Annotated in this window: 30 protein-coding genes; 22 read left to right on the top strand and 8 right to left on the bottom strand. The window is 68.4% G+C overall.

Annotation, left to right across the window (positions count from 1 at the left end; all coding sequences use genetic code 11):
• Window positions 1-454 precede the first annotated feature (454 nt).
• Window positions 455-1,402 carry a methionyl-tRNA formyltransferase gene (locus ACM6LR_RS10910; protein WP_414943678.1) on the bottom strand — a complete coding sequence of 316 codons (948 nt, stop codon included), beginning with the start codon at window positions 1,400-1,402 and terminating at the stop codon, window positions 455-457.
• A gap of 136 nt (window positions 1,403-1,538) precedes the next feature.
• Between ACM6LR_RS10910 and ACM6LR_RS10905 the strand changes: the two genes are divergently transcribed.
• Complete coding sequence (locus ACM6LR_RS10905) at window positions 1,539-2,882, top strand: lysine N(6)-hydroxylase/L-ornithine N(5)-oxygenase family protein (RefSeq protein ID WP_414938817.1); 1,344 nt, start codon at window positions 1,539-1,541, stop codon at window positions 2,880-2,882.
• 67 nt (window positions 2,883-2,949) lie between these two features.
• Window positions 2,950-3,159, top strand: a complete 210-nt coding sequence (locus ACM6LR_RS10900) for an MbtH family protein (RefSeq protein ID WP_400935820.1) — start codon at window positions 2,950-2,952, stop codon at window positions 3,157-3,159.
• A 108-nt stretch (window positions 3,160-3,267) separates the two neighbouring features.
• Here the strand turns inward: ACM6LR_RS10900 and ACM6LR_RS10895 are convergent, their stop codons facing one another.
• Window positions 3,268-4,161 (bottom strand): DMT family transporter, encoded by an 894-nt coding sequence (locus tag ACM6LR_RS10895; protein ID WP_414938818.1) that lies wholly within the window; start codon window positions 4,159-4,161, stop codon window positions 3,268-3,270.
• Window positions 4,162-4,253: 92 nt separating this feature from the next.
• Between ACM6LR_RS10895 and ACM6LR_RS10890 the strand changes: the two genes are divergently transcribed.
• From ACM6LR_RS10890 to ACM6LR_RS10880, 3 genes are all read left to right on the top strand, one after another.
• Entirely contained in the window at window positions 4,254-4,778 is a 525-nt protein-coding gene (locus ACM6LR_RS10890) for a DinB family protein (protein ID WP_414943677.1), read from the top strand.
• A 20-nt stretch (window positions 4,779-4,798) separates the two neighbouring features.
• The gene (locus ACM6LR_RS10885) at window positions 4,799-5,509 is read left to right on the top strand and encodes an MBL fold metallo-hydrolase (RefSeq protein ID WP_414938820.1); all 711 of its coding nucleotides are present in this window, start codon (window positions 4,799-4,801) and stop codon (window positions 5,507-5,509) included.
• A 154-nt stretch (window positions 5,510-5,663) separates the two neighbouring features.
• Complete coding sequence (locus tag ACM6LR_RS10880) at window positions 5,664-6,773, top strand: LLM class flavin-dependent oxidoreductase (protein WP_414943676.1); 1,110 nt, start codon at window positions 5,664-5,666, stop codon at window positions 6,771-6,773.
• Between the two features lie 432 nt (window positions 6,774-7,205).
• Here the strand turns inward: ACM6LR_RS10880 and ACM6LR_RS10875 are convergent, their stop codons facing one another.
• Window positions 7,206-7,973, bottom strand: coding sequence for an IclR family transcriptional regulator (locus ACM6LR_RS10875; RefSeq protein ID WP_414943675.1), 768 nt, complete (start codon window positions 7,971-7,973; stop codon window positions 7,206-7,208).
• Between the two features lie 41 nt (window positions 7,974-8,014).
• Between ACM6LR_RS10875 and ACM6LR_RS10870 the strand changes: the two genes are divergently transcribed.
• Together ACM6LR_RS10870 and dmpG are read left to right on the top strand one after the other, a co-directional pair.
• Complete coding sequence (locus ACM6LR_RS10870; RefSeq protein WP_414943674.1) at window positions 8,015-8,917, top strand: acetaldehyde dehydrogenase (acetylating); 903 nt, start codon at window positions 8,015-8,017, stop codon at window positions 8,915-8,917.
• On the top strand, window positions 8,914-9,948 hold the full coding sequence (dmpG, locus tag ACM6LR_RS10865; RefSeq protein WP_414938824.1) for a 4-hydroxy-2-oxovalerate aldolase: 1,035 nt from the start codon (window positions 8,914-8,916) through the stop codon (window positions 9,946-9,948). Before ACM6LR_RS10870 ends, dmpG begins: the two co-directional genes overlap by 4 nt.
• Here dmpG and ACM6LR_RS10860 read toward each other — a convergent pair.
• Window positions 9,939-10,532, bottom strand: a complete 594-nt coding sequence (locus ACM6LR_RS10860; RefSeq protein WP_414938825.1) for a TetR/AcrR family transcriptional regulator — start codon at window positions 10,530-10,532, stop codon at window positions 9,939-9,941. The two genes, dmpG and ACM6LR_RS10860, sit on opposite strands and share 10 nt — an antisense overlap.
• 103 nt (window positions 10,533-10,635) lie before the next feature.
• On the opposite strand from ACM6LR_RS10860, the gene ACM6LR_RS10855 reads away from it, so the two are divergent.
• The 10 genes from ACM6LR_RS10855 to ACM6LR_RS10810 all read left to right on the top strand — a co-directional run bounded on the left by ACM6LR_RS10855 (window position 10,636) and on the right by ACM6LR_RS10810 (window position 20,541).
• Entirely contained in the window at window positions 10,636-11,556 is a 921-nt protein-coding gene (locus ACM6LR_RS10855) for an oxygenase MpaB family protein (protein ID WP_414938826.1), read from the top strand.
• A 12-nt stretch (window positions 11,557-11,568) separates the two neighbouring features.
• The gene (locus ACM6LR_RS10850) at window positions 11,569-12,594 is read left to right on the top strand and encodes an LLM class F420-dependent oxidoreductase (RefSeq protein WP_414943673.1); all 1,026 of its coding nucleotides are present in this window, start codon (window positions 11,569-11,571) and stop codon (window positions 12,592-12,594) included.
• Window positions 12,595-12,767: 173 nt separating this feature from the next.
• Window positions 12,768-14,801 (top strand): neutral/alkaline ceramidase, encoded by a 2,034-nt coding sequence (locus ACM6LR_RS10845; RefSeq protein WP_414938828.1) that lies wholly within the window; start codon window positions 12,768-12,770, stop codon window positions 14,799-14,801.
• A 13-nt stretch (window positions 14,802-14,814) separates the two neighbouring features.
• Window positions 14,815-15,774 carry a sphingomyelin phosphodiesterase gene (locus ACM6LR_RS10840; protein WP_414938829.1) on the top strand — a complete coding sequence of 320 codons (960 nt, stop codon included), beginning with the start codon at window positions 14,815-14,817 and terminating at the stop codon, window positions 15,772-15,774.
• A gap of 34 nt (window positions 15,775-15,808) precedes the next feature.
• Window positions 15,809-17,113, top strand: coding sequence for an MFS transporter (locus ACM6LR_RS10835; protein ID WP_414943672.1), 1,305 nt, complete (start codon window positions 15,809-15,811; stop codon window positions 17,111-17,113).
• On the top strand, window positions 17,110-18,510 hold the full coding sequence (locus ACM6LR_RS10830; RefSeq protein WP_414938831.1) for a pyridoxal phosphate-dependent decarboxylase family protein: 1,401 nt from the start codon (window positions 17,110-17,112) through the stop codon (window positions 18,508-18,510). The genes ACM6LR_RS10835 and ACM6LR_RS10830 overlap by 4 nt, the downstream gene beginning before the upstream one ends.
• Window positions 18,511-18,585: 75 nt before the next feature.
• The gene (locus ACM6LR_RS10825; protein WP_414938832.1) at window positions 18,586-19,017 is read left to right on the top strand and encodes an SRPBCC domain-containing protein; all 432 of its coding nucleotides are present in this window, start codon (window positions 18,586-18,588) and stop codon (window positions 19,015-19,017) included.
• On the top strand, window positions 19,007-19,339 hold the full coding sequence (locus ACM6LR_RS10820; protein WP_414938833.1) for an ArsR/SmtB family transcription factor: 333 nt from the start codon (window positions 19,007-19,009) through the stop codon (window positions 19,337-19,339). Before ACM6LR_RS10825 ends, ACM6LR_RS10820 begins: the two co-directional genes overlap by 11 nt.
• Window positions 19,336-20,028, top strand: a complete 693-nt coding sequence (locus ACM6LR_RS10815; protein WP_414943671.1) for a DUF899 domain-containing protein — start codon at window positions 19,336-19,338, stop codon at window positions 20,026-20,028. The genes ACM6LR_RS10820 and ACM6LR_RS10815 overlap by 4 nt, the downstream gene beginning before the upstream one ends.
• A gap of 33 nt (window positions 20,029-20,061) precedes the next feature.
• Window positions 20,062-20,541, top strand: coding sequence for a DinB family protein (locus tag ACM6LR_RS10810; protein WP_414938835.1), 480 nt, complete (start codon window positions 20,062-20,064; stop codon window positions 20,539-20,541).
• Window positions 20,542-20,623: 82 nt separating this feature from the next.
• Here the strand turns inward: ACM6LR_RS10810 and ACM6LR_RS10805 are convergent, their stop codons facing one another.
• From ACM6LR_RS10805 to mrf, 4 genes are read right to left on the bottom strand one after another with little or no spacing between them, the layout of a single operon-like run.
• Window positions 20,624-21,724, bottom strand: coding sequence for a GTP-binding protein (locus ACM6LR_RS10805; RefSeq protein ID WP_414943670.1), 1,101 nt, complete (start codon window positions 21,722-21,724; stop codon window positions 20,624-20,626).
• Window positions 21,721-21,879, bottom strand: a complete 159-nt coding sequence (gene rpmF, locus ACM6LR_RS10800; protein ID WP_414938837.1) for a 50S ribosomal protein L32 — start codon at window positions 21,877-21,879, stop codon at window positions 21,721-21,723. The genes ACM6LR_RS10805 and rpmF overlap by 4 nt, the downstream gene beginning before the upstream one ends.
• Complete coding sequence (locus ACM6LR_RS10795; protein WP_410657886.1) at window positions 21,879-22,136, bottom strand: type B 50S ribosomal protein L31; 258 nt, start codon at window positions 22,134-22,136, stop codon at window positions 21,879-21,881. The genes rpmF and ACM6LR_RS10795 overlap by 1 nt, the downstream gene beginning before the upstream one ends.
• Entirely contained in the window at window positions 22,133-23,386 is a 1,254-nt protein-coding gene (mrf, locus tag ACM6LR_RS10790; RefSeq protein WP_414938838.1) for a ribosome hibernation factor-recruiting GTPase MRF, read from the bottom strand. Before mrf ends, ACM6LR_RS10795 begins: the two co-directional genes overlap by 4 nt.
• A gap of 84 nt (window positions 23,387-23,470) precedes the next feature.
• Here mrf and rpmB point away from each other — a divergent pair, with 84 nt between their 5' ends.
• From rpmB to ACM6LR_RS10765, 5 genes are all read left to right on the top strand, one after another.
• Window positions 23,471-23,707: a 50S ribosomal protein L28 gene (gene rpmB / locus ACM6LR_RS10785; RefSeq protein ID WP_005149951.1), complete on the top strand. Its 237-nt coding sequence runs from the start codon at window positions 23,471-23,473 to the stop codon at window positions 23,705-23,707.
• The gene (rpmG, locus tag ACM6LR_RS10780; protein WP_005149953.1) at window positions 23,707-23,874 is read left to right on the top strand and encodes a 50S ribosomal protein L33; all 168 of its coding nucleotides are present in this window, start codon (window positions 23,707-23,709) and stop codon (window positions 23,872-23,874) included. The genes rpmB and rpmG overlap by 1 nt, the downstream gene beginning before the upstream one ends.
• On the top strand, window positions 23,874-24,179 hold the full coding sequence (rpsN, locus tag ACM6LR_RS10775; RefSeq protein WP_414938839.1) for a 30S ribosomal protein S14: 306 nt from the start codon (window positions 23,874-23,876) through the stop codon (window positions 24,177-24,179). The genes rpmG and rpsN overlap by 1 nt, the downstream gene beginning before the upstream one ends.
• Entirely contained in the window at window positions 24,173-24,406 is a 234-nt protein-coding gene (gene rpsR, locus ACM6LR_RS10770) for a 30S ribosomal protein S18 (protein ID WP_414939149.1), read from the top strand. The genes rpsN and rpsR overlap by 7 nt, the downstream gene beginning before the upstream one ends.
• A 188-nt stretch (window positions 24,407-24,594) precedes the next feature.
• The gene (locus tag ACM6LR_RS10765) at window positions 24,595-25,002 is read left to right on the top strand and encodes an ankyrin repeat domain-containing protein (RefSeq protein ID WP_414938840.1); all 408 of its coding nucleotides are present in this window, start codon (window positions 24,595-24,597) and stop codon (window positions 25,000-25,002) included.
• Window positions 25,003-25,040: the final 38 nt, after the last annotated feature.

Below are 25,040 nucleotides of genomic sequence, written 5' to 3'. Positions count from 1 at the left end.
GCAGATAGTGGCCGGGGCTGTTTCCCATGTCCTGAAGGCCACCGCTCGACGGCGGCCTTCAGGACTTCGGCCGGGAGGCTGGCGTCACGTCCGTTCCGGTGTCACCGAGGATCACAACGGTGGGTGGTGACTCTTTCACTACCTTCAGGGTCAGGGTCCCGGCAAAGTCGCCGAGCTGCTGCTGGTGATCCGGGCTTGGCATCGCTAGTGCCTGGAGGGGCCGAGCGGGGAAGATTCGGGACGTTCACCGTCCGAAATCGTCCCCGCTCGGGGGCATGTCCGTGAACATCGGTCGATGCGGCTCCGCAACCGGTATGACCCCGCGACGATGAGCCGCCCGACCTGCAAGACCTCGACTTTGCCGAGACCCTGACCTCAGGGTAGGCAAGGAGGCCTTCACCGCCGGTGACCGCGTGCACGGGGCGGCCACACGCCACGTCGAGCAGCACGCAGGTCAGGGGCGAGCGGTGAGGTACCCGCCCATCGTGCGGAAGTAGTCGGTCGCGGCCAGTTCGGTGCCGTCCTCGGTCCGGACCCGCTCGATGACGAGCCCGTGCGACCGGCCGCGGCGCGCTTCGGGACCGGCCACGATCACGACACCTTCACCCTCGCGGATGAAGATGCGGCCCGGGGTGCCGCCGTAGTGACCCACCGACACCGAGGAGCGGACGACGCGCAACTGCTTCCCGCGGTGGTAGGTGAACGCGTTGGGGTAAGGGTCGGATTGCGCGCGCACCAGCCGCTCGATCTCGTCGGCGGGCCAGGACCAGTCGATGCGACTGTCTTCGAGGGCGCGCTTGTGGAAGAAGCTGGCCTTCGACCTGTCCTGTTTGACAGGCGTGTAGTCGCCCTTCGCGATCAGTTCGATGGCGTCGGTGGTGATCGGCGCGATGAGATCGACCGTCCGGTGAAAGAGATCGGTCGTCGTGTCCTTCGGCCCGACCTGGACGGACCGCTGCAGCACGATGTCGCCCGCGTCGAGGTCGGCGTCCATCAGGTGAGCCGTGACACCCACCTCCGGCTCGCCGTTGATGAGCGCCCAGATCAGCGGCGAGAAGCCGGCGTAGGCGGGCAGCAGCGAGTCGTGCACGTTCAGCGTGCCGTGGCGCGGCATCTCGAAGATCTCGGGCGGCAGCCAGGTACGCCAGTTGTTGGCCACGATCAGATCGACGTCGGCTTCCTTCAGCTCCGCCAGCAGTTCCGGGTCGTCGGGACGCTGACGCAGCAGCGCGCGGATCCCGTTGGCCTCGGCGAGATCGGCGACGGAGTCGGACCAGATCTTCTCGTAGGCGTGGTCACTCTTCGGGTGGGTGACGACGAGGGCGACCTCGTGCCCCGCGTCGATCAGCGCACGCAGGGTGCGGTGTCCCCAGGTCTGGTATCCGAACATGGCGACCCGCATGGGACCGGCCTCCTCCTGGTCGAGGGATGAACATCACCACTGAAAGTACTAGTTGAGCCTCACCTAACTTAGGTTAGGGTTCCCTGGTCTTATAGCGAAGTACCGAGAAGCGGCCCAGCCGCGCTAGGGGTTCAAGATGGCACGAGCAGTGGTCGGCGAACGGGTTCCGGTCTACGACGTGGTCGGGGTCGGGTTCGGACCGTCGAACCTGGCGCTCGCCATCGCCGTCACCGAGCACAACGCCGCGCCAGGAGCCGAGACCGTCACGGCCCACTTCCTCGAGCGCCAGGTCCGTTTCGGCTGGCATCGCGGGATGTTGATCGACAACGCCACCATGCAGGTCTCCTTCCTCAAGGATCTGGCGACGATGCGGAACCCGACGAGTTCGTTCAGCTTCCTGTCGTATCTGCACAGCAAGGGCAGGCTGGTCGACTTCATCAACCACAAGAACCTGTTCCCCTTGCGGATCGAGTTCCACGACTACTTCGAATGGGCGGCGGAAAAGGTCGACGACCTGGTTTCCTATGGCGCCGAAGCACTTTCCGTCACGCCGGTCTTCGATGGCGAAGAGATCGTGTTCTTCGACGTCCACGCCCGCATCGACGGTGAACTGGTGAACCTGCGCGCCCGGAATCTGGTGATGGGCACCGGGTTGCGGCCGAACCTCCCCGAAGGTGTGACGCCGGGTGCCCGCGTCTGGCACAACAGCGAACTCCTGCACCGCGTCGAGGGCATGGCCGCCGGGGAGCCGCGCCGGTTCGTCGTCGTCGGTGCCGGGCAGAGCGCGGCCGAGGTCAGCGCACTGCTGCACGATCGCTTCCCTCGGGCGGAGGTGTGCGCGGTGTTCGCACGCTACGGCTACAGCCCGGCCGACGACAGCGCGTTCGCCAACCGGATCTTCGACCCCGAGGCGGTCGGGCGGTTCTACGAGGCGCCGGAAGCGGTCAAGGAGCGCCTGATGCGCTACCACGGCGCGACCAACTATTCGGCCGTGGACATCGACCTGATCGACGAGCTGTACCGCCGCGTTTACCGCGAGAAGGTGCAGGGGATCGAGCGGCTGAAGCTGATCAATGTCTCCCGCCCCACCGAAGTCGTCGACACCGGCTCCGAGGTGCGGGTCACCGTCGAGGCGCTGGAGACCGGCGAGCGGACCCGCCTCAACGCCGATTTCGTCGTGTACGCCACCGGGTACAGCCAGGCGGATCCGACGCCGTTGCTCGGTGAGGTCGCCTCCGCGTGCCTGCGCGACGACGAGGGCAGGCTGCGCGTCGAACGCGACTACCGGATCGTCACCGAACCGCCGCTGGACGGCGGGATCTACCTCCAGGGCGGCACCGAGCACACCCACGGCATCACGTCGTCGCTGCTGTCCAACACCGCCGTCCGGGTCGGTGAGATCCTGCGATCCATTGTGGACCGGCGTGGCGCCGACGCGTCGCGGCCCGAGTACGCGGTCAGCGGATCCGGGCCCGTCTGACCCGGCCGGCACTGGACGCGCTCAGCCACCGAGCGAATACATCGGATACGCAGAAGGAGAACAAGGCATGACGAACCCGTTCGAGAACCCGGACGGCACGTACCTGGTGCTGGTCAACGACGAGGGACAGCACAGTCTGTGGCCCGAGTTCGTCGAGGTCCCGGCGGGGTGGGCCACGAAGTTCGGGCCGGCTTCGCGCCCGGAGTGCCTTGAGTATGTCGAAACCAACTGGACCGACCTGCGGCCCGCTTCGCTCGTCAAGGCCATGGAATCCTGACGTAGTCCGCGAGCGGAAAGCTCACGGCCCTGTTCTTCGCCGCGCCGGTCCGATCGCGTTCCTGGCGCTCGCCGCGCCTCGTGCTCCTGCTGGTGACGAGCGAGCTGATCACTCAGCAGGTGCTCGCCGGACTGGTGTCCCGGCGTGGGGTCGACCGAGCGGCGCGCTGACCGGTTCGATCGGGGCGGGCTCGCCGAAGCGGGCCAGCGCCAGTGCCGCCGAAACCGCGAGCGCGAATCCGACCGCCGCCACCGCCGCGAACCCGGGTCGCGTGGTGTCGCCCAGCACGAGAACCCCGATCAGGGAAGGGAAGACGGTCTCGCCGATCACCATCATGGCGGTCGAGGTGGTGACACTGCCGCGTTGCAGCGCGGTGGCGTAGAACAGCATCGCCAGCGCGCCCGCCACGGCCAGTGTGTAGGTGGCCGGGTCGCTCAGCAGGTCCAGCGGGGCGAGGCTGGTGAGCACGCGGCCGGACAGCGCGACCACGCCGAAGCACAGTCCGGCGATCAGGCCCAGCGCCGGTGTCCGGATCCGCCGTGACGCGCGACCGGCGAACATGCCGGCCGTGCCGAGCACGACGACCGCTCCGATCAGCACGAGCCGGAAGCCCATCCCGGTCGCCGACGAGCCTTCGCTCTCCGCCGACATCCCGAGCAGCGCGAGCCCGGCGCAGACGACCGCGACCGCCGTCCACTCGCGACGTCCCAATCGGACACCGAGCGTCCGCGCCGCGACCGCGGTCACGGCGAGGCTGCCCGCCAGCGCCGCCTGGACCACGAACAGCGGCAGCACCCGCAGGGCGACGAGCTGGGCGACGAACCCGACGACGTCCAGCGCGAGCCCCGCGACGAACTTCCACTGCCGCAACACCCGTACGAGAAGCTTGGGGTCGACACGGTCTTCGGCGCCCGAAGTCGCCTTCGCGGCGATCGCCTGCATCACCGAAGCGACGCCGTACGCACAGGCCGCGAAGAACGCGCACATCAATCCCCACCACATGACGCGTCAGCCTAGTGTCCTGCGGTTTCCACACGGCGGTCTCACGGGATCCGCCCCGATCACGCGAGTTCGCCGAGGTGTAGGGTGGTCGCATGTCGAACACGAGTTCGAGTGCTGCCGAGCCGGTGGCCCGAACCTGGCCGGACGGGATCGCCGAGGACGAAGCCGGGATCCAGTGGGACTTCCTGCACTTCCTTCGCGCCACCGCGGTGAACAAGGTCGCCGGGCTGACCAGGGAACAGGCGGCCGCGACACCGCTGCCGTCGTCCCCGCGGATGAGCGCGCTGGGAGTGCTCAAGCACCTGACGGCGGTGGAACGCTGGTGGCTCTCGATCGAGGCGGGCGGCGCCGAGCTGCCGTCGCTGTGGAAAGGCTCACCGGATCCCAGCTGGGACCTGACCGACGACGACGACCCGCGGTCGGTCGTCGAGGCCTACCGCGCGGAGTGGGCGCTTGCGGAGTCGTCGCTGGCCGGGATGTCACCGGGCGAGCGGGCACGACGGTCGGGGAAGTTCACCGTCCGCTGGGTGCTGGCGCACGTGGTCCAGGAGACCGCGCGGCACACCGGGCATCTGGATGTTCTTCGGGAGCTGGCCGACGGCACCGTGGGGGAGTAGAGCACCGTAAGGTGTGCGCCATGGCTGACAGGCTGTACTTCCGGCAGTTGCTCGCGGGCCGAGACTTCGCGGTGGGGGATCCGGTCGCGACGCAGATGGTCAACTTCGCCTATCTGATCGGCGACCGGGAGACGAACGAGGCCGTCATCGTCGACCCGGCGTATGCCGTCGGTGATCTGCTCGACCTGCTGGAAGCCGACGGCATGCGGCTGACCGGCGTCCTCGCCACGCATCACCATCCCGATCACGTCGGCGGCGAGATGATGGGCTTTTCGCTGCCGGGGATCGCGCAACTGCTGGAACGCGTCCAGGTCCCGATCCACGTCAACGGCGCGGAAGCCGAATGGGTCCGCCGGATCACCGGTGTCTCGGAGACCGACCTGCGCTCGCACGACCACGATGACGTCCTCGAGGTCGGCGCGGTGCCGATCCGCCTGCTGCACACGCCGGGACACACCCCGGGCAGCCAGTGCTTCCTCGTCGACGGCCGGCTCGTCTCGGGGGACACGCTGTTCCTCGAAGGCTGTGGCCGCACCGATTTTCCCGGCGGTGACGCGGAAGCGATCTACCGGAGCCTGCAGTGGCTGGCCGGGCTGGACGGGGATCCGGTTGTCTACCCGGGACACCAATACTCGGCCGAGCCGTCGGCGAACCTTTCGCGCGTGAAGGACACGAACTTCGTGTTCCAGCCGAAGTCGCTGGACGAATGGCGGCTGATGTTCGGCGGCTGAGCTCGTGACCCACCGCAAGTAGTCCTCTAGTTGCGGTCCTTGCGCGTGCAACTACCGCAACTAAAGGACTACTCGCGGCGGGGACGTGTCCAGATCGCGGGACGCGAGGCCCACCGATTGACCGGAGCCGCCTCCGAAGCCGAAGCTCGGACGGGTGACGGTCAAGCTGCATTGGTTCCTGCCCACCACCGGTGACGGCCGGACGATCGTGGAGCACTTCCACGCCAGTCGCGCCGCCGGCGCGACCGCCGCCCGTGAGCCGAGCCTCGACTACCTCGCCCAGGTCGCCCGCGCCGCCGAGGTCAACGGCTTCGAAGGGGTCCTGACCCCGACCGGGACCTGGTGTGAGGACGCCTGGCTGGCGACGGCCGCGTTGATCCGCGAGACGAGAACCCTCAAGTTCCTGGTCGCTTTCCGGCCGGGAGCCGTCTCACCGACGCTCGCCGCGCAGATGGCGGGCACCTTCCAGCGGATCTCGCGGGGACGCGTGCTGCTCAACGTCGTCACCGGCGGGGACGCGGTCGAGCAACGCCGGTTCGGCGACTGGCACGATCACGACCAGCGCTACGCCCGCACCGGCGAGTTCCTCGAGATCGTGCGCGGAGTGTGGAGCGGCAAGCCGTTCGACTTCGACGGCGAGCATCTCAAGGTCGAGGGCGCGACCACGCGAGCGGTGCCGGATCCGGTGCCGCCCATCTACTTCGGCGGTTCGTCCGCGGCCGCGCTCCCGATCGCCGCGCGGCACGCCGACGTCTACCTGACCTGGGGCGAGCCGCCCGCGCAGGTCGCCGAGAAGATCGCCAAGGTACGGGAACTCGCCGAGGAGCAGAGCCGGAAACTCCGGTTCGGCATCCGGCTGCACACCCTGTCGCATGACACGGCCGCCGAAGCGTGGGCCGAGGCGGGCAAGCTGCTGGAAGCGATCGACCCCGAGCGGATCGCCCACACGCAGAGACAGTTGTCCGCCAGCGAATCCGTGGGGCAGCAGCGAATGGCGACACTGCACGGTGGCAAGACCGTTGGTGGCGTCCGCGGTCTGGAGATCCATCCCAACCTTTGGGCGGGAATCGGGCTGGTGCGCGGCGGGGCGGGTACGGCGCTCGTCGGCAGCCATCGCGAGGTCGCCGACCTCATCGAGGAGTACCACGCGCGCGGCATCGGGGAGTTCGTCCTCTCCGGATACCCGCATCTGGAAGAGGCGTACTGGTTCGGCGAAGGCGTCCGGCCCGAATTGGTCCGCCGGGGTCTGGTCCCAGCGTTGTGAGGCGTAGACGACGACGTTGTCCCGATAGGACCGGTCACCGCGTCGAAGGTGCCACCGCAAGTGGTCGACCGGAGCGTAGTTCACGCAGCCGGTAGGACGGCGCGGGTCCCGAGACGGTGACGGCGTCCGGCCCTGAACCCAAGACGGCGACCTTGCGGTAAACGTGCCCGGTGACGCTGTCCGGACGTGGTCGGCACGGACCACTCCGGGATGTGCAGCCTGCCGAGCAGGCGCGATCGGGACCAGTACCCCCGGTGGGCCAGCCGTCCGCGGCGAGTGCGGTCCAGCTCTCGTCGTCGACCAGGACGACGGCGCCGAAGCGTTGGCCCGCAACCATTCTCGCGCCTGGGTGAGCGCGAGCCCGCCGGACAGGGGAGAGCACGTCGGGACCAGACGATGCCCGGCGAAAGCCTCGTCCGCGTGGAGAATTTCTCACAAAGTACGGGAGAGGGCCAAAGCGGCGGTCCGTACCGCGGGCGCGACGCGGTTGGTGTGCATGCGATTCGCCCAGCCGGAGATCGACAACGCCGCCACCGCGACACCTTTCGCGTCGAGTAGCGGGCTCGCGGCGCAGACGACGCCGACACCGGACTCCTCCCGCTCGAGCGCGATCCCGTCGCTGCGGACCTTCGCGAGTTGTCGGCGCAGCAAACCGGCGACGGTGATCGTCCGGACGCTGACCCGGGACAAACCGGCGTCGATCACCCGCGTCACCATGGATTCCGGAGAGAACGCGAGGATCGCTTTTCCGACACCGGTGGCGTGCGCGGGAAAACGGCCGCCGATCCGGGACGGCAACGACGGCGCGTCGGGTCCGCGCAGGATGTCGAGATAGACGACTTCGGTGCCTTCCAGTACCGCGAGATGTACGGTGTTGCGGGTCGCCTCGCGGAGATCGGCGAGGTACGGGCGCGCCGCCTCGACCAGTCCACGGCGCCGCACCGCCAGTTGGCCTATTTCGAACAGCTTCAGCCCGAGCCGCAGCGCCACGCCCTCGCGTTCGAGCAGTCCGGTGGCGACGAGGTGACCGGTGAGGCGGTGGACGGTCGACTTCGCCAGTCCGGTCCGCCGCGCCAGTTCGGAAACGCCGAGCGTTTCGTCGCCGGGCCGGAAGGCCGAAAGCAGCGCCGTGACCCGGGCGGCGACGAGGCCGTCCGCTCCGGTTCGTTCCGGGTCGTCGTTCCGCCCAGCGGCACGCATGGGTTGAGTGTGCCCTATCCGCTCGGGGAGCGTCACCTGACATGGCGCGACGGAAAGCGGTGGCCGCGATCGTCGGTCCCGGCAACATCGGAACCGACCTGCTCGCGAAGCTGAGGCGCAGCGAACACGTCGAGGTGCGCTACATGGTCGGCGTGGACCCGGACTCGGATGGGCTGGCCAAGGCCGACGAGCTGGGACTGGAGACGTCCGCGGGCGGTGTCGACTGGCTGCTGTCCCGTGACGAACTGCCGGACCTGGTGTTCGAAGCGACCTCGGCGAAGGCGCATCTGGCGAACGCACCGCGCTACGCCACCGCCGGGATCGGGGCGATCGACCTGACCCCGGCCGCGGTCGGCCCGTTCACCTGCCCGGCGGTGGGCCTGCCCGAACGGCTGGACGTGCCGAACGTCAACCTCATCACCTGCGGCGGCCAGGCCACGATCCCGATCGTGCACGCGGTGTCCCGGGTGACGCCGGTGCCCTACGCCGAGATCGTCGCCTCCGTCTCGTCACGCTCGGCGGGGCCCGGCACCCGGGCGAACATCGACGAGTTCACCGCGACGACGGCACGCGGGATCGAACTCGTCGGGGGAGCGAGCCGTGGCAAGGCGATCATCATCATCAACCCCGTCGAGCCGCCGATGATCATGCGTGACACGGTGTTCTGCGCGATCGACCCGGACGCGGACTTCGACGCGGTGACCGAATCCGTCCACCGGATGGTCGAGACCGTCCAGGCCTACGTGCCGGGTTACACGCTGAAGGCGGATCCCCAGTACGACCCGCCCCGGCCGGACTGGAGCGGGCAGGCGCGGGTCGCGGTGTTCCTGGAAGTCGCCGGGAACGGGGACTTCCTCCCGAAATACGCCGGGAACCTCGACATCATGACGGCCGCGGCCGCCCGCGTCGGCGATCTGCTGGCGACTCAGGAGGTGGCGGCGTGAAGTGGGACGAGATCGACCGTGAGGTCCGGCTGGTCGACACGAGTCTGCGCGACGGCAGTCACGCGATGGCGCACCGGTTCACCGAGAAGAACGTGCGCGACACGGTCCGGGCCCTGGACGACGCCGGAGTCTCGCTGATCGAGGTCAGCCACGGCGACGGGCTCGGCGGCTCGACGTTCAACTACGGCTTTTCCTTGGTCGACGAGCGGAAACTGATCGCCGCGGCGGTCAACGAGGCACGCCACGCGAAGATCGCGGTACTGCTCCTGCCGGGCCTCGGCACGGTCGGCGACCTGCGGGTGGCGGCGGACCTCGGCGCGGGCGCGGTCCGGATCGCGACCCATTGCACCGAGGCCGACGTTTCCGTCCAGCACTTCGGCGCGGCGAGGGACCTCGGGCTGGAGACCGTCGGTTTCCTGATGCTGTCCCATATGTCGACGCCGGAAGCGCTGGCGAAACAGGGCCGGATCATGGTCGACGCCGGTTGTCGGTGCGTGTACGTCGTAGACTCCGCCGGGGCGCTGATCCTGGAGGACGCGGGCGAACGGGTCGCCGCGCTGGTGGCGGAGTTCGGGGATCAGGCGCAGGTCGGCTATCACGGGCACCAGAACCTGAGCTTCGGCGTCGCGAACTCGGTGCTCGCCTATCGCGCGGGCGCCCGGCAGATCGACGGTTCGCTCGTGGCGCTCGGTGCCGGTGCGGGCAACGCGCCGACCGAAGTCCTCGCGGCGACGTTCGAGCGGCTCGGGATCCGCACCGGCGTCGACAAGGACGTGCTGATGGACGCGGCCGAGAACGTCGTGAAGCCCTACATCACGCGGTTGCCGGTGATGGACCGGTCGTCGATCGTGCAGGGATTCGCGGGGGTGTACTCGAGCTTCCTCCTGCACGCGGAGCGCGCCGCCGAGCGCTACGACGTCCCGGCGCACGAAATCCTCTACCGCGTCGGCGCCGCGAAGTACGTGGGCGGACAGGAGGACATGATCATCGACATCGCCCTGCGGCTGGTCGCCGAACGCGGTCAGGGCTGACGGTCGGCGCCGAGCACGAGGCGGACGCAGTGGTCGATCAGGCGGTCGCGGCTCACCTTGAGCGAGCCGTCGAGGTAGGCGATGAACACGTTGCTCAGCGCGCCGACCAGCCCGATCGAGGTCATCTGCCGCATCGCCGCGTCGCCGTGGGACAACTGCCCGCTGACCAGTTCGGCGAACGAGGGGAGGAGCGCGATCCCGCGTGTGGTCAGCGCGGGATCGGTGATCGGCGCGAGCAGGAGCACGCGGCCCTTGCGCGGGTCGTCGAGCATCAGTTCGACGAAGGCGCGGACGGCGGCCTTCGCCCGTTCGGCGGGTTCGGCCGTGTCGCTGACCGCGTCGACCAGTGCCTGCCGAGCCTGCGCGCCGATGTGCTCGTAGACCGCGACGACCAGTTCCTCGCGGTCGGTGAAGCTCTCGTAGAAGTACCGCTCCGTCAGCTTGGCGTGGCGGCACACCGCGCGGACGCTCACCCCGGCGCTGCCCTGGGTGCCGAGCAGGTCGAGGCCCGCGTCGACGAGCTGTTCCCGCCGCGCGGCCTTGCGGTCGTCCAGGGTCGTGCCTGCCCAGCTCCGGCCGGCCATGATCGGCTCCTCGTCCTGAATGCGACAGTTGACTACGGCTGTTGTCAACTTTAACCTGACAACAGGTGTGGTCAGTTTAACCAGCTCATTGAGGAGACCGGGGATGGCACAGCCGCGGCCGCTGGGACCGGATTCGCTGACCTGGAAGTATTTCGGCGACTGGCGTGGACTGTTGATCGCGCTCTGGGCCGGATCCATGCAGAACATGCACCCTGAGCTGGGCGCGGGCGTCGAGGAACATTCGCGGTTCTTCGAGGAGCGCTGGCAGCGGCTGTTCCGCTCGTTGTACCCGATCGGGGGAGTGATCTATGACGGGCCGCGTGCCCAGCGGACGGCGTCGGAGGTGCGCGGCTACCACGATCGGATCAAAGGCGTCGACAAGCACGGGCGGCGCTATCACGCGCTCGACCCGGACACCTTCTACTGGGCGCATTCGACGTTCTTCATGAGCGCGATCCTCATCGCGGACAACTTCGTCGGCGGTATCGGCGAGGCCGAGAAGCGGAAGCTGTTCGACGAGCACGTCCAGTGGTACGAGATGTACGGCATGAGCATGCGTCCGGTGCCGGAGTCGTGGGAGGACTTCCAGCTGTACTGGAAGCGCATGTGCGAGAACGTCCTGGAGGACAACAAGGCGACCCGCGACGTGCTGGAGATCAAGGACATCGCGAAGCCGCACTTCCTGCCATGGCTGCCGGATTTCGCCTGGAACCTCGTCCGCGGGCAGGTGGCGCGGAACTTCGTCTGGCTGACCGTCGGCCTGTACGACCCGCCGATCCGTGAGCGGCTCGGCTACACCTGGACCGACCGTGACGAGCGGCGGCACCGGCGGACCGGGAAGCTGATCAACGCGGTGTTCAAGCTGGTCCCGCGAGACCGTCGCTACCACCCGCGCGCTCGGGCGGGCTGGCGCCGGGAACGTGGCGAACTGGCCCCCGACACCCCATTGGTCGAGACTCCCGCGAGGAACCTTCCGCCGCTTTCGGAGCGGGGCAAACCGGAGCACTACTCACCGAACGTCTGACTAGGAGCCTCGATGAAGCTTGGTTACCACCTCGGTTACTGGTCCTCCGGTCCGCCCGAGGGTGCGCTGGACGCGGTGCTGAAGGCCGAAGAACTCGGCTTCGATTCCGTGTGGACCGCCGAGGGCTACGGTTCGGACGCGTTCACCCCGCTCGCCTGGTGGGGCGCGTCGACCAGCCGGATCAAGCTCGGCACCAACATCGTCCAGATGTCGGCCCGCACCCCGACCGCGACGGCCATGCACGCGCTGACCCTGGACCACCTCTCCGGCGGCCGGTTCGTGCTCGGGCTCGGCGCGTCCGGGCCGCAGGTGGTCGAGGGCTGGTACGGGCAGCCGTATCCGAAGCCGCTGGCCCGCACGCGCGAGTACGTCGACATCGTGCGGCAGGTCGTCGCGCGTGAGGCGCCGGTGACCCATGACGGGCAGCACTTCCAGCTGCCGCTGCGGGGCGGGACCGGGCTCGGGAAGGCGCTCAAGTCCACAGTGCACCCGTTCCGCGAGGAGATCCCGATCTTCCTCGCCGCCGAGGGACCGAAGAACGTGGCGCTGTCGGCGGAGATCTGCGACGGCTGGCTTCCGCTGTTCTTCTCGCCCAAGAGCGACGCCTTCTATCGGACTGCGCTCCAGGAGGGCTTCTCGCGCCCCGGTGCCAGGCACGGCTTCGACGAGTTCGAGGTCGCCGCGTCCGTGCCGGTGCTCGTCCACGACGACGTCGAGGAGGCCGCGAGCTGGATCAAACCGTCGCTGGCGCTCTACATCGGAGGTATGGGCGCGAAATCGGTCAACTTCCATCACGACGTCTTCGCCAGGATGGGGTACGAGGACGTCGCCGACAAGGTCCAGGAGTTGTACCTGGCCGGGCGCAAGGACGAGGCGACCGCCGCGATCCCGACGTCGTTGGTCGAGGACACCTCGCTGATCGGACCGGCGGGAAAGATCCGCGACGAACTCGCCGCGTGGAAGGAGACCGTGGTGACCACGCTGCTCCTGCGGGGTGACGCGGCGACGCTCGCAAAAGTCGCGGACACCCTTTCGTAGGGGCTGAAGGGGACTTTCCCCGCGTGCGATGCGGGGAAAGCGCCCTTCACCGCGTGAGACGCGGGGAAAGTCCCCTTCAGCTCCTTCGTGGGTTGCCAGAGTGAGCCCCATCACGTAGCGTCCCGCCCACGAACATGAAGTCCGTTCATGTTCGCGGCCGGGAGGTGCTACTCATGGCGGTGAGCCGGAGGCGGGTTCTTGCGGGTGCGGCGGCCTTGCCGGTCGCGGCAGGCGTGCTCGGCGCGCCGAGCGCTCAGGGCACGCAGGCGGCACAAACGCCGCAGCGGCAAGGTTTCCGCGTCGGTATCGGCATCTCCGACGTCACCGGTCCTGCCGCCGAGAACGGCATGATGGGTTACTCGATGCCGCAGCAGCAGACCGCCGGCATCCACCTCCGCACCCGGGCGCGGGCGTTCGTGGTCGACGACGGCGCCAAGCGGATCGCGTTCGTGACCGCCGACCTCGGCGCTCTGTTCCAGTCCGTGCACCAGGGCGTGATGCGCAAGCTCAAGGCCGCGTACGGCGACCTGTACTCCGAGCAGAACGTGCTCCTCAACGCCACGCACACCCATTCCGCGTGCGGCGGCGATTCCCATTACGCCGCCTACGATCTGGCGATCCTCGGCTTTCAGCAGGAGGTCTACGACGCCGTCGTCGACGGGATCTTCGAGGCGATCAGCCGGGCACACGCGAACGTCGCGCCCGGGTCGATCCGGCTCGGCCGTGCGGAACTGACCAAGGCGAGCGTCAACCGCTCCCGGAAGGCGTTCGACCTGAACCCGCAGGCGGACAAGGACCATTTCCCGCAGGCGATCGACCCGGCCGTCACCGTGCTGCGGTTCAGCCAGAACGGCGCCGACGTCGGCGCGATCAGCTGGTTCGCCACGCACGGTACGTCGATGAGCAACGGCAATCACCTGATCAGCGGCGACAACAAGGGTTACGCCGCCTACGAATGGGAGCACGACCACGCCGGCGTACGCTACCTCGACGGGAACCCGCGGTTCGTCGCCGCGTTCCCGCAGACCAACACCGGCGACATGAGCCCGAACCTGAACCTCTCGCCGGGGACGCCGGAGACGGAGTTCGAGAACACCCGCACCATCGGCGACCTCCAGTTCCGCGCGGCGAGGAGTGCCTTCGACGCGGCCGCCGAGGCCGTGACGGGCGGCGTCGACCATCGGATGTGTTACGTGGACATGTCCGATGTGGCGGTCGACGCGAAGTACACGCCGAACGGGCGGCCGCAGCACACCTGCACGGCCGCGATCGGGGTGTCGATGCTGGCGGGCAGCCGCGAAGACGGCCCCGGCTTGCCGCTGCCGGAAGGTGTGAAGAACCCGTTCATCGACTGGCTCGGCGGCATCGACGCGCCGATCCCGCAGGCACTCGCCGACGCGCAGGCGCCGAAGGTGGTCGCCGTCCCGTTCGGCGCGATGAAGCCGTATCCGTGGACGCCCGAGGTCTTGCCGCTGCAGATCGTCCGGATCGGACAGCTGCACCTGGTGGCCGTACCCGCCGAACTGACCATCGTCTCCGGCCTGCGGCTGCGCCGGACCGTCGCGGCGGAACTGGGTGTCCCACTGGAGAACGTGCTCGTCCAGGGCTACTCCAACGCCTACAGCCAGTACGTCACCACCCCGGAGGAGTACGACTCGCAGCAGTACGAAGGCGCGTCGACCCTCTACGGCCGGTACACACTTCCCGCCTACCAGCAGGAATTCGCCAAACTCGCGGCCGCGATGAAGGCAGGGAAGACCGTCCCGCACGGGCCGATACCTCGGGACCTGCGCGGCAAGCTGATCAACTTCCAGCCCGGCGTCGTCTTCGACAGCGCGCCCGCGTTCAAGAACTTCGGCGACGTCCTGGTCGACGCCAAGAGCACCTATGCGCGCGGTGAACAGGTCGCCGTCGAGTTCGTCACCGGGCACCCGAAGAACGACCTCCGGCGCGGAGGCACGTTCCTGGAGATCCAGCGGTTGCTCGACGGTAACTGGGTCCGGCACGCCGACGACGGCGACTGGGACACGAAGTACCACTGGGCACGGACTTTCGTCGCCGAATCGAAAGCCGTCGTCCACTGGAAGATCCCCCCGAACGCCCCGATCGGCAAATACCGCGTGGTCCACTTCGGCAACTGGAAGAACGGCTGGAACGGGGTGATCTCCGCGTTCAGCGGAACTTCGCGGACGTTCGTCGTCTCCTGAGGAAGGGTCTTTCGTGCGGAAGCTCGCCGTGCTCGCCATCGCCGCCGCCATGTTCGCCGGAACCGCCGTCCCCGCCCAAGCCGCGGTCTCGGTGAAGGTCATGGCGTTCAACATCTGGCAACTGCCGTGGGTCGCCAGTCCGAACACCGCCGACAAGCAGGCGAGGGCTCTCGCGGCGGAAGCCGTCATCCGCGCGAACGACGCCGACGTCGTCGTCCTGGACGAGGCGTTCAGCGCCCAGGCGGAGGAGACGCGGAACCGGCTGAAGGACGTCTGGCCGTACCAGACTCCGCTCGTCGGCCAGTACTGCAAGACCTCCGCGGGCTGGAACTCGGTGAACGGGAACTGCTCGAACTCGCCCATCGTGGTCAACGGCGGGGTCACCGTGCTGAGCAAGGCGCCGGTGACCGAACAACACCAGCTGGTCTTCCGCAATTCCCACTCGGGCACGGCGGATTACCTGTCCAACAAGGGCGCCGCGCTCGCCCGGCTGGTCGTGAACGGGAAGCCGCTCTGGATCGCGGGTACCCACATGCAGGCCGACGAGGGGCCGGAGACATTGCCGAAGGCGCACGAGGTCCGGATGGCGCAGCTCGGCGAGATCCGGGATCTGGTCACGAAATACGCGCCCGCGGGCGAGCCGGTCGTCATCGCCGGGGACTTGAACATCGAGTTCTGGGCGGGACAGGCGCGCAAGGACGCCCAAGGCCGGGCCCAGGTCCAGCAGGGAGAAGCCGCTCTCGGCGGCGTCCTCCGCACGACGGGCGAAGGCGCGTACACCTTCGACGCGGCGACGAACCCGCACGCCGCGAAGTCCGTTCCGGCGACCTACCGGGACTCGCTCGACTACGTCGGAGCCGTGCGTGCGGGCGGCCGCCCACTCGCCGCTGTCGGCCCGGTACAGCTCGTGCATCACGACGGTGGCACGATTCCCTCCGACCACTACCCGGTGGTGGCCAAGATCCAATACTGAGGCCTTCATCGGGAGAATCGCCTCGAGGAGGATCATGGCAGTCCTGCCAGCACGGACGAGGTACCGCTACTCGCTCGGCTCGTTCGTCACCGGCCCGTTCGGCACGGTTCCCGGCCTGCTCCTCCTGAAGTACCTCACCGACACGATGGGCGTCGCGGCGGGCGTGGCAGGCCTGATCGTGTTCGTGCCCAAGGCCTGGGACGTGCTTTTCAACCCGATCGCGGGCAGGCTCTCGGACGCGGACCTGGTCCGGACCGGCAGCCGCCGCCGATTCCTGCTCTTCGGCGGCATTGGCGTCTCGGTCTTCTTCGCGGCGCTGTTCGCACACCCGGGCTTCGGCGGCCCGGTGCCCGACGCGATCTACGTAGTCGTCATGTTCCTGTTGGGTGCCACCGCGTACGCGTTCTTCCAGGTGCCGTTCAACGCGCTGCCCGCCGAGCTGACCGATTCGGCCGAAGAGCGCACGAAGCTGACCAGCGTCCGGATCGGCTTCCTCGCCGTCGCCATCCTGATCGCCGGTGGCGGCGCGCCCGCGATCACCGAACTCGTCGGCGGCGTCTCGGGTTACCGCGTCATGGGCTTGTTCATCGCCGTAATCATCCTGCTCGCGACACTCGGTGTGTACTTCGGACTGAAGGACGCTCCCGTCGGCGCGCTGCGGCCGAACACGGTGAGCCCGCGCGAATTGTTCCGGACGCTCGCGCGGTGGCGGCCGTTCCGCTGGCTGCTCGGCATCTACTTCGTCCAGGCACTCGGCATCGGCACGGTGCTGGCCGCGATCCCGTTCTTCGCCGAGCGGATCCTCGGCAACTCCGCCTACTCGACAGTCCTGTTCGTCGGGTTCGTCGGCCCGGCGCTGCTGACCATGCCGCTGTGGCCGAAACTCGGGGCGAGCCTGGGGAAGCTGGCCGGTTTCCGCATCGCCACCGCCGCGTTCGGCGTCGGCCTGCTGGGACTTCTCGGTGCCCAGGTGTTCCCGTTCGCGATCACGATGGTGTTCGTCGCCTTCTGCGGTGTCGGGTACGCGGGGATCTCGGTGTTCCCGCTGGCGATCCTGCCCGACCTGATCAGCGACGAGGAGGAGCGGACCGGTGAGACCAGGGCCGGGGTCGCCGCCGGGGTCTGGACCGCGTCGGAGACGCTGGGACTCGCGCTCGGACCGGGGCTGTGGGGCCTCGTGCTGCAGTTCGGTGGTTACCAGTCCAGTCTCGGCGCCAACGCCGAGCAGCCCGACAGTGCGCTCACGGCGATCCTGCTTGGCACGTCCATCCTTCCGGCCGTACTGATCGTGCTGGGTATCCCGCTGCTGCGGAAGTCCGTGCTGGAGCGCCGGTCATGACCGCCGAAGACGTCCTCCGGGAGTTGCGCGAACTACGCGCGGGGGACCTGCCGACGCACGGAGGCCGGACACTCGCCTACGTCTACGACAGCGGTCTGTCCGAAGTGGACGAACTCGGCGCGGCGGCGCACGCGCTGGCGTCGTCGGCCAACGGCCTCGACCCGACCGCGTTCCCCAGCCTGCTGCGGATGGAGAACGACCTCGTCGGCACCGCCGCGCGGTTGCTCGGCGGCACGGCGGAGACGGTCGGTTCGGTGACCTCGGGCGGCACGGAGTCGTGCATGCTCGCCGTTCTGGCCGCCCGCGACGCGCATCCCGAAGTGACGTCGCCGAGCATCGTGCTGCCCACGACAGCGCACGCCGCGTTCCACAAGGCGGCGCATTTCTTCGGTGTCCGCGTAATTTCGGTACCGGTCGATCCGGTGACCTTCCGCGCGGTTCCCGAAGCGATGGCCGCGGCGGTCGATGACACCACGGTGCTCGTCGTCGCGAGCGCGCCGTCGTACGCGCACGGCGTCCTCGACCCGATCCCGGAGATCGCGGCGCTGCTGGACGGCGTCCGGTTCCATGTGGACGCCTGCATCGGCGGCTGGGTCCTGCCGTACCTGGATTTCGGTCCTTTCGGTTTCGACGTCCCCGGGGTCACCAGCGTTTCGGTGGACCTGCACAAGTACGCCTACTGCCCGAAAGGCGTGTCGGTTCTCTTGCACGCCAACGCAGGACTACGCCGCACGCACTACTTCGCCAGCGCCGACTGGCCCGGCTACACGATGCTGAACACCACGTTGCAGAGCACGCGGTCGGGTGGCCCGCTGGCGGCGGCGTGGGCGGTGGTGCGTCACGTCGGCGACGAGGGTTACGCGAAACTGGCTTCGGCCGCGCGTGAGGCGGCCGTGCAAATCCGCGCGGGAGTCGAGGCGCTGGACGGACTGCGTGTCCTCGGCGACCCGATCTCGACGCTGCTCGCCTTCACCGTGGACACCGGTGCGGGATTCGACCTGTTCACCGTCGCGGACGAGATGCGTGAGCGCGGCTGGTACGTCCAGCCCCAGTTCGCCCACGAGTCCTCGCCCGCGAACCTGCACCTGACCGTGACGGCCGCGAACCGGGGCAGTGAAACCGAATTTCTCGACAGCCTCGCCGCTTCGGTCGACGCCGCCCGTGAGTCCGGGCCGGTCGTCGTCGATCCGCAGGTGGCGGAGTTCGTGGCCGCGCTCGATCCCGCGACGCTGACCTCGGAGCAGTTCGCCGGGCTGCTGGCGGCCGCGGGTCTCGGCGGCGGCGCGGGCCTGCCGACCCGGATGGCCGAGATCAACGCACTGCTGGCCACCGCACCCGGCCCGCTGCGTGAACGTCTGCTGCTGGAGTTCCTCGGCGCGCTGTACTCGGCTTCCTGAGCCACCCTTGACGCAATCGTCTGGTTGCTATACAAAGATATGGCAACCGATTGATTGCTACTTGAGGAGGTCGTCGTGGGATTCCCCGACCGCATCGAACGCACCGTCGAGATCGCCCATCCGCCCGCGAAGGTCTGGGCCGCGTTGACCACGGCCGAGGGGCTGGGCACCTGGTTCGGGAACCAGGCGAGCATCGACCTGAGGCCCGGTGGTGACGCCGAGATGAAATGGGACGAGGGGCACAGGGCGAACATGCGCGTCGAGCGCGTCGAGGAGCCGGAGATCTTCGGCTTCACCTGGAACATCTACGGCCTGCCCGACGACGACCCGCGCCGCACCTATGTCGAGTTCACCCTCGAACCGGTCGGCGCGGGCACGCGGCTCACCGTCGTCGAGTCCGGCTTCTCCCAGCTTCCGGACGACACCCACAGCGTCGCGTTCGAAGGGAACACGAAGGGGTGGGCGGCCGAGTTGGGCGAACTGATCGAATACCTCGATGCCGTCTGACATCGAAGCGATCGCCGAACAGGTCTTCGTCGCACTGGCCGACCCGAGCAGGCGGAGCATCCTTGCCACCCTCGCCTCGGCAGGCCCCGCCACGGCGACCGATCTGGCCGAGCGGCTGCCCATCACCCGGCAGGCCATCGCCAAGCACCTCGCCGTGCTCACCGATGCCGGCCTGGTGACCCCGGAACAGGGGGAGCGGCGCCGCGTGCGCTATCGGCTGCACTCGGCCCCGATGCAGGTCGCCCAGCAGTTCCTCGCCGCGCTCGCCCGCGATTGGGACGGGCCGCTCGCGGCTCTGAAAGACCATCTGGAGGGATCATGAAGATCAACACGGTGTCCCCGGCCGAATGGGAAGAAGCGCGGCTCCGCCTGCTGGTCAAGGAAAAGGAGCTGACCCGCGCCCGTGACGCGCTCGCGGCCGAGCGGCGGCGGATGCCGTGGGCCGCGGTCGAGAAGCCGTACGAGTTCGAGGGACCGAACGGGGCGGTGAGCATGCTGGATCTGTTCGAGGGGCGCCGTCAGCTGATCGTCTACCGGGCTTTCTTCGAACCCGGCGTGGAAGGCTTCCCCGACCATGCCTGCCAAGGCTGCTCGCTGGTCGCCGATCAGGTCGCGCACGTCGCCCATCTGAACGCCCGCGACACCACGCTGGCCTTCGCCTCACGCGGACCGCAGCCGGATCTCGCGCGGATGAAGGCGCGGATGGGCTGGACGATGCCCTGGTACACGATCACCGGTGACTTCGACGTCGACTTCGGGGTCGGCGAATGGCATGGCACCAACGCCTTCATCCGCGAAGGCGACCAGGTCTTCCGGACGTACTTCGTCCACGATCGCGGTGACGAGGCGATGGGGAGCACGTGGAGCTACCTCGACATCACCGCGTTGGGGCGGCAGGAGGAGTGGGAGGATTCGCCGGAGGGGTATCCGCAGACGCCGCCGTACGAATGGTGGAACTGGCATGACGCCTACGAGGGCGCCGCGCCCGCCGGTGGCTGCTGCTCTGGCTGACTACTGATCGACTTGCGACGACAGGAGATTCGGATGGGTTCGTTCGCTGTGCCGCTGGACGACGAACGCACACAGTTCGACGCGTTCATCGAGGAACATCGCGGCGCCATCGAGACGACTCTCGACGGTCTTACCGAGGAGCAGGCCCGCCGCCGGCTCGTCACGTCGGCGACGACGTTGCTCGGGCTGCTCAAGCACGTGACGTGGATGCAGCGGGTCTGGTTCGAGGAGTGCGTCGGCGGCGCGTCCCGCCGGGAGCTCGGCCTGGCCCGGGATCCGGACGAATCCTTCCGGCTCGCCGACGACGACACCGTCGCCTCGATCACGGCGGCCCATCGGGAAGCTTGCGCCACGGCCAGGGCGGCGGTCGCGGACCTGCCGCTGGACACGGTCGTGACCGGGCACCGGATGGGGCCGCGGACGCTTCGCTGGGTGTACCTGCAAGTGCTGCGGGAGCTGGCTCAGCACTGCGGACACGCCGACATCCTGCGTGAACAAGTACTCGCCGACTGACCGCAAGTAGTCCTCTAGTTGCGGTAGTTGCACACGCAACGACCGCAACTAGAGGACTACTTGCGGTGGGGTAGCGACCAGATTAGTGGACGTGCACGGCTTCCCACGCAGGAAAAGGATCCGCCCCACCGAACTCCACAGTGGACAAACAGCCCTCGAGCGAGTCCAGCAAAGCGTTCTTCGCCAGCCCCACCCCGATGAACACGAGTTCCTGTCGCGGCGTGTCCTCGACACCCTGCGGCTCGAACCGGGCGACCGACCCGGCCTGCGACCACAGCCCGGTCACCCCGGGCCGTGAAGCCAGCGAGAAGAACCCCTTCGAGCGCAGGACCGTCCCGAACTCGCCGGAATCGAGCCTGCCGACGAAGTCCCACAACCGTTCGGCGTCGAACGCCCGCCCGGCGCGGAAGACCACGCTGGAGATCCCGTACTCCTCGGTCTCGGGGACGTGATCGCCGTTGAGTTCCGCCACCCAGCCGGGTGCTTCCTGCGCCCGCTCGACGTCGTAGCGCCCGGTGCCGAGCAGCCGATCGAGTGGGACTCGGCCGTGCGTCGAGATGATCACCTCGGCGGCCGGGTTCAGCCGCCGCAGCACCGCCGTCAACCGTTCGAGCGAAGCGGACGGCACGAGATCCGCCTTGTTGAGCAGGAGGACGTCCGCGAATTCGATCTGGTCCATCAGCAGATCGCTGACCGTCCGCTCATCCCCGTCGTACTGGTCTAGCCCGCGTTCGGTCAGTGCGTCCCCGGTCGACAGTTCTCGCTCGAAGTTCACCGCGTCGACCACGGTCACCATGGTGTCCAGGCACGCGGAGTCCAGCAGAGTGGCGCCGTCTTCACGGGCGAAGGAGAACGTCGCCGCCACGGGCATCGGTTCGGAGATCCCGCTGGATTCGATGAGCAGGTAGTCGAACCGCCCGTCCGCGCACAGCCGCGACACCTCTTCCAGCAGGTCGTCGCGCAGGGTGCAGCAAATGCACCCGTTGGTCATCTCGACGAGCCGTTCCTCGGTGCGGGAGAGGCTGTTCCCGTCCCGCACCAGCGCGGCGTCGATGTTGACCTCGCTCATGTCGTTGACGATCACCGCCACCCGAAGCCCCTCGCGATTGGCGAGGACGTGGTTGAGCACGGTCGTCTTGCCCGCACCGAGGAAGCCGGACAGCACCGTGACCGGCGTCGTCACTCTCCACCCCGATAGAAGTGCTTCATGAGTTTGCGCGGCACCAGTTTCGTCTCACCGTTCACCTTGATCGGCACCAGATCGGGCACGGCCGCCTTCCACTGCGAGCGCCGGGACCGGGTGTTGCTGCGCGACATCTTCCGCTTCGGGACGGCCATTACTTCGCACCCCCGCGGCGCCCGTATCGGCGATGGAACTTCTCGACCTGTCCCGCACTGTCCATGATCCGCTGGGTGCCGGTCCAGAACGGATGCGACCACGAGCTGATCTCGACGTTCACCACCGGATAGGTGTTGCCGTCGCTCCACTCGATGGTCTGCTCGGACGTGGCGGTGGACCGCGTCAGGAAGGCGTCCCCGGTGGAGAGGTCCTTGAACACCACGGGGTGGTAGTCGGGGTGGATGCCGGGTTTCACTGCGTTTCGTCCTTTCGGTTCGACACATTCGCGTCGTGTTTCGCCGGATCGATTTCCGTGTCCTCACACGGCTCTTCGTGCCACTCGCCGAACGGATCCGGGTAGCGGAGCCATTCCCGCTCCCCGGCGGCGAGTTCCTCGTCGGTCAGCAGCGCCCCGTTCAGGGCGGCTTCGACCTCGTCGGGGGTGGCCTGATCGGTGACGACGACCAGTTCCTGCGCGCGGTCGCCGTACAGCGGGTCCCAGCGCAGGGACGCGAGCGTGCGGCGTTCGGGGGAGACGTCGGCCCAGTCCGGCCCGCCGGGGGCGGCGAGCCACGGCCCGGCGTGCCCGATACCGAGCCCGCCGCCCGCCGACTCGATCCACAGCGCCATGTCCGGCTGGCTCGCCACCCAGAGCCGCCCCCGGCTCCGGACGACGCCGTCGAGCAGGACGTCGATCGCGTCGTGGAGGCGCTCCGGATGGAACGGGCGCTGCGAGGTGAAGGTGAGCAGCCCGATCCCGCAGTCGGTGTGCAACGGCGGTTCACCGCGCAGCAGCGGTCCGTGCATGTCGGTGACCTCGCCGCGCCGGGCTCCGGCGGGGACGGCGTCGAGCACGGTCTTTCCGTCCACGGCGGACAGTTCGACGCGGGGGATCGACGGCGCGACCCGATCGAGCACCGCCGACGCCTTCGCCGCCGACCAGGCGTCGGTCGCGGCGCCGGCGAGGACGACCAGGTCGGCGAATTCGACCTGTGCCAGCGCGACCTGGGCGACGGTGCGCTCGTCCTCCGGGCTGGCCTGCAGGTTCCGCTCGGCGAGAATGTCGTCGCCGGTGGTGTCGGCCAGCCAGCCGGCGCACTCGACGACGGCGAGTACGGCCTCGAGATCGACGTCCTCGATCACCGGTCGCTCGCCGACGAGGACGTTGTGCAGCGCCCAGCTGACCGGTTCGGGTTCCATGGCTTCGTCGAGCCGGACCACTATCCGCCGGACCTGTGGCTGCTGCGAGAGCTTGCGCAGCAGCGGCAACAGGTCTTCGCGCAGGGTGCACGAGACGCAGCCGTGCGCCAGTTCGAGGACGGTCAGCTGGTCGCGGTCGCCGAGCTGGATCCGCCGTTCTACCACTCCGGAGTGAATCTGCCTCAGGTCGTGGTGCACGACGGCGGTACCGAGCTTGGCCAGGCGCAGCCGCTCGGCGAGGTCGGCGTTCGGTCCCGGTGCGAGGCCACTGATCAGGACGAGGGGCACGCGCGGGTTTTCGGTCACTGAAGCTCCGGGGCGTCGATTGCGGGCTGGTTCGACTGTGTACAGTAAATGAAAACGACAACCGATATCAACTTAGGAGGGTGTATGTCAGCCGTGTGCCAGGTCACCGGCCGCAAACCGGGCTACGGGAAGCAGGTGTCGCATTCGCATCGGCGCACGTCCCGGCGCTGGGAGCCGAACCTGCAAGCCAAGCGTTACTTCGTGCCGAGCGAAGGGCGCTGGGTCCGGCTGCGGGTCTCGGTGAAGGGCATGAAAACCATCGACAAGCGGGGAATCGAGGCCGTCGTGGCCGAACTCCGCGCGAAAGGGGTGAAGCTCTGATGGCCAAGAGCACCGACATCCGGCCGATCATCAAGCTCCGTTCGACCGCCGGCACCGGCTACACCTACGTCACGAAGAAGAACCGCCGGAACGACCCGGACCGCATGGTGCTGCGCAAGTACGACCCGGTCGCGCGCAAGCACGTCGAGTTCAAGGAGGAACGCTGATGGCCAAGAAGTCCAAGATCGCCAAGAACGAGCAGCGCAAGGTCATCGCCGCGCGCCACGTCCAGCGCCGTCGTGAGCTGAAGGCCACCATCGCTTCGCCGTCCGCGTCGCCAGAAGAGAAGGCGGTCGCGGTGTCGGCCCTGCAGGCGATGCCCCGGGACGCCAGCGCGACCCGGATCCGCAATCGCGACACCGCAGACGGCCGCCCGCGCGGCTACCTGCGGAAATTCGGGCTCTCGCGGGTCCGGATGCGGCAGCTGGCGCACAACGGCGAACTGCCCGGCGTCACGAAGTCGAGCTGGTGAAGCCGAGCCGGGACCGCCCCGTCAAGCGGAAGACGAACCTGTTGCACGCCAACAAGATCACCGAGGTCGACTGGAAGGACGCCGACCTGCTGCGGAAGTTCGTCTCCGACCGCGGCAAGATCCGCGCCCGCCGGGTCACCGGCCTGACGCCGCGGCAGCAGAAACAGGTCGCCACGGCGATCAAGAACGCCCGTGAGATGGCCTTGCTGCCCTATCCGAACGCGTGAACCCGCCCGGCCGAAGGCCCCGCTATCGCGGTGGCAGGGCGCCCTATTCGCCCACCGTGACGTGATCTGCCAGGCAGCGCCCTGCCACCGCGATAGCGGTCGAGGGTTCACCGACAGACACTGAGCCCGCCGGTCCGGGCGGTGTGACACGCCGTCCGGACCGCGGTTCCTGTGGGAGAATCGGCCGCATGACGGAGAACTCCGGACAGGCCGAGGAATTCGATCCCGAACTGCTGGCGCTGTGGGCGAAGGTGTTCGCCTTCGCCAGGGCGGGCGCGACGGCCGATCTCGCCGCGTACGTCGACGCGGGCGTTTCGGCGAATCTGACCAACGACCGGGGCGACACGCTGGTCATGCTCGCCGCCTATCACGGCCACGCGGAGACGGTCGCGGCGTTGCTCCAGCGCGGAGCCGACCCGAACCGCGAGAACGACCGCGGTCAGAGCCCGCTCGCCGGCGCGGTCTTCAAGAACGAGCCCGCCGTCGTGAAGGCGCTCCTCGAAGGCGGCGCGGACCCGGCGGCGGGGGAGCCGTCGGCGATCGACGCGGCCAAGATGTTCGGCAACACCGAACTCCTGGCCCTGCTGGAGCGCTGAGGCGGTTCTCACTCGGATCGCGGTCCGGGCCGATGGAT

This window comes from Amycolatopsis sp. cmx-11-32 (genome assembly GCF_047608695.1).
Classification (GTDB): Bacteria; Actinomycetota; Actinomycetes; order Mycobacteriales; family Pseudonocardiaceae; genus Amycolatopsis.
The sequence above is the reverse complement of the archived record's forward strand: the minus strand, read 5'-3'. Positions and strand labels throughout refer to the sequence as shown.

What these genes read in the sequence shown, in the direction of transcription:
- ACM6LR_RS10855 (WP_414938826.1), top strand. Translation starts at nt 10,636, where the DNA reads ATGGCACAGCCGCGGCCGCTGGGACCGGATTCGCTGACCTGGAAGTAT.
- rpmB (WP_005149951.1), top strand. Translation starts at nt 23,471, where the DNA reads ATGTCAGCCGTGTGCCAGGTCACCGGCCGCAAACCGGGCTACGGGAAG.
- ACM6LR_RS10815 (WP_414943671.1), top strand. Translation starts at nt 19,336, where the DNA reads ATGAAGATCAACACGGTGTCCCCGGCCGAATGGGAAGAAGCGCGGCTC.
- ACM6LR_RS10875 (WP_414943675.1), bottom strand. Translation starts at nt 7,973, where the DNA reads ATGCGTGCCGCTGGGCGGAACGACGACCCGGAACGAACCGGAGCGGAC.
- rpsN (WP_414938839.1), top strand. Translation starts at nt 23,874, where the DNA reads ATGGCCAAGAAGTCCAAGATCGCCAAGAACGAGCAGCGCAAGGTCATC.
- ACM6LR_RS10835 (WP_414943672.1), top strand. Translation starts at nt 15,809, where the DNA reads ATGGCAGTCCTGCCAGCACGGACGAGGTACCGCTACTCGCTCGGCTCG.
- ACM6LR_RS10895 (WP_414938818.1), bottom strand. Translation starts at nt 4,161, where the DNA reads ATGTGGTGGGGATTGATGTGCGCGTTCTTCGCGGCCTGTGCGTACGGC.
- ACM6LR_RS10845 (WP_414938828.1), top strand. Translation starts at nt 12,768, where the DNA reads ATGGCGGTGAGCCGGAGGCGGGTTCTTGCGGGTGCGGCGGCCTTGCCG.
- ACM6LR_RS10820 (WP_414938833.1), top strand. Translation starts at nt 19,007, where the DNA reads ATGCCGTCTGACATCGAAGCGATCGCCGAACAGGTCTTCGTCGCACTG.
- ACM6LR_RS10860 (WP_414938825.1), bottom strand. Translation starts at nt 10,532, where the DNA reads ATGGCCGGCCGGAGCTGGGCAGGCACGACCCTGGACGACCGCAAGGCC.
- ACM6LR_RS10890 (WP_414943677.1), top strand. Translation starts at nt 4,254, where the DNA reads ATGTCGAACACGAGTTCGAGTGCTGCCGAGCCGGTGGCCCGAACCTGG.
- ACM6LR_RS10870 (WP_414943674.1), top strand. Translation starts at nt 8,015, where the DNA reads ATGGCGCGACGGAAAGCGGTGGCCGCGATCGTCGGTCCCGGCAACATC.
- ACM6LR_RS10905 (WP_414938817.1), top strand. Translation starts at nt 1,539, where the DNA reads ATGGCACGAGCAGTGGTCGGCGAACGGGTTCCGGTCTACGACGTGGTC.
- rpmF (WP_414938837.1), bottom strand. Translation starts at nt 21,879, where the DNA reads ATGGCCGTCCCGAAGCGGAAGATGTCGCGCAGCAACACCCGGTCCCGG.
- ACM6LR_RS10910 (WP_414943678.1), bottom strand. Translation starts at nt 1,402, where the DNA reads ATGCGGGTCGCCATGTTCGGATACCAGACCTGGGGACACCGCACCCTG.
- rpmG (WP_005149953.1), top strand. Translation starts at nt 23,707, where the DNA reads ATGGCCAAGAGCACCGACATCCGGCCGATCATCAAGCTCCGTTCGACC.
- ACM6LR_RS10885 (WP_414938820.1), top strand. Translation starts at nt 4,799, where the DNA reads ATGGCTGACAGGCTGTACTTCCGGCAGTTGCTCGCGGGCCGAGACTTC.
- ACM6LR_RS10850 (WP_414943673.1), top strand. Translation starts at nt 11,569, where the DNA reads ATGAAGCTTGGTTACCACCTCGGTTACTGGTCCTCCGGTCCGCCCGAG.
- ACM6LR_RS10810 (WP_414938835.1), top strand. Translation starts at nt 20,062, where the DNA reads ATGGGTTCGTTCGCTGTGCCGCTGGACGACGAACGCACACAGTTCGAC.
- ACM6LR_RS10765 (WP_414938840.1), top strand. Translation starts at nt 24,595, where the DNA reads ATGACGGAGAACTCCGGACAGGCCGAGGAATTCGATCCCGAACTGCTG.
- ACM6LR_RS10830 (WP_414938831.1), top strand. Translation starts at nt 17,110, where the DNA reads ATGACCGCCGAAGACGTCCTCCGGGAGTTGCGCGAACTACGCGCGGGG.
- ACM6LR_RS10900 (WP_400935820.1), top strand. Translation starts at nt 2,950, where the DNA reads ATGACGAACCCGTTCGAGAACCCGGACGGCACGTACCTGGTGCTGGTC.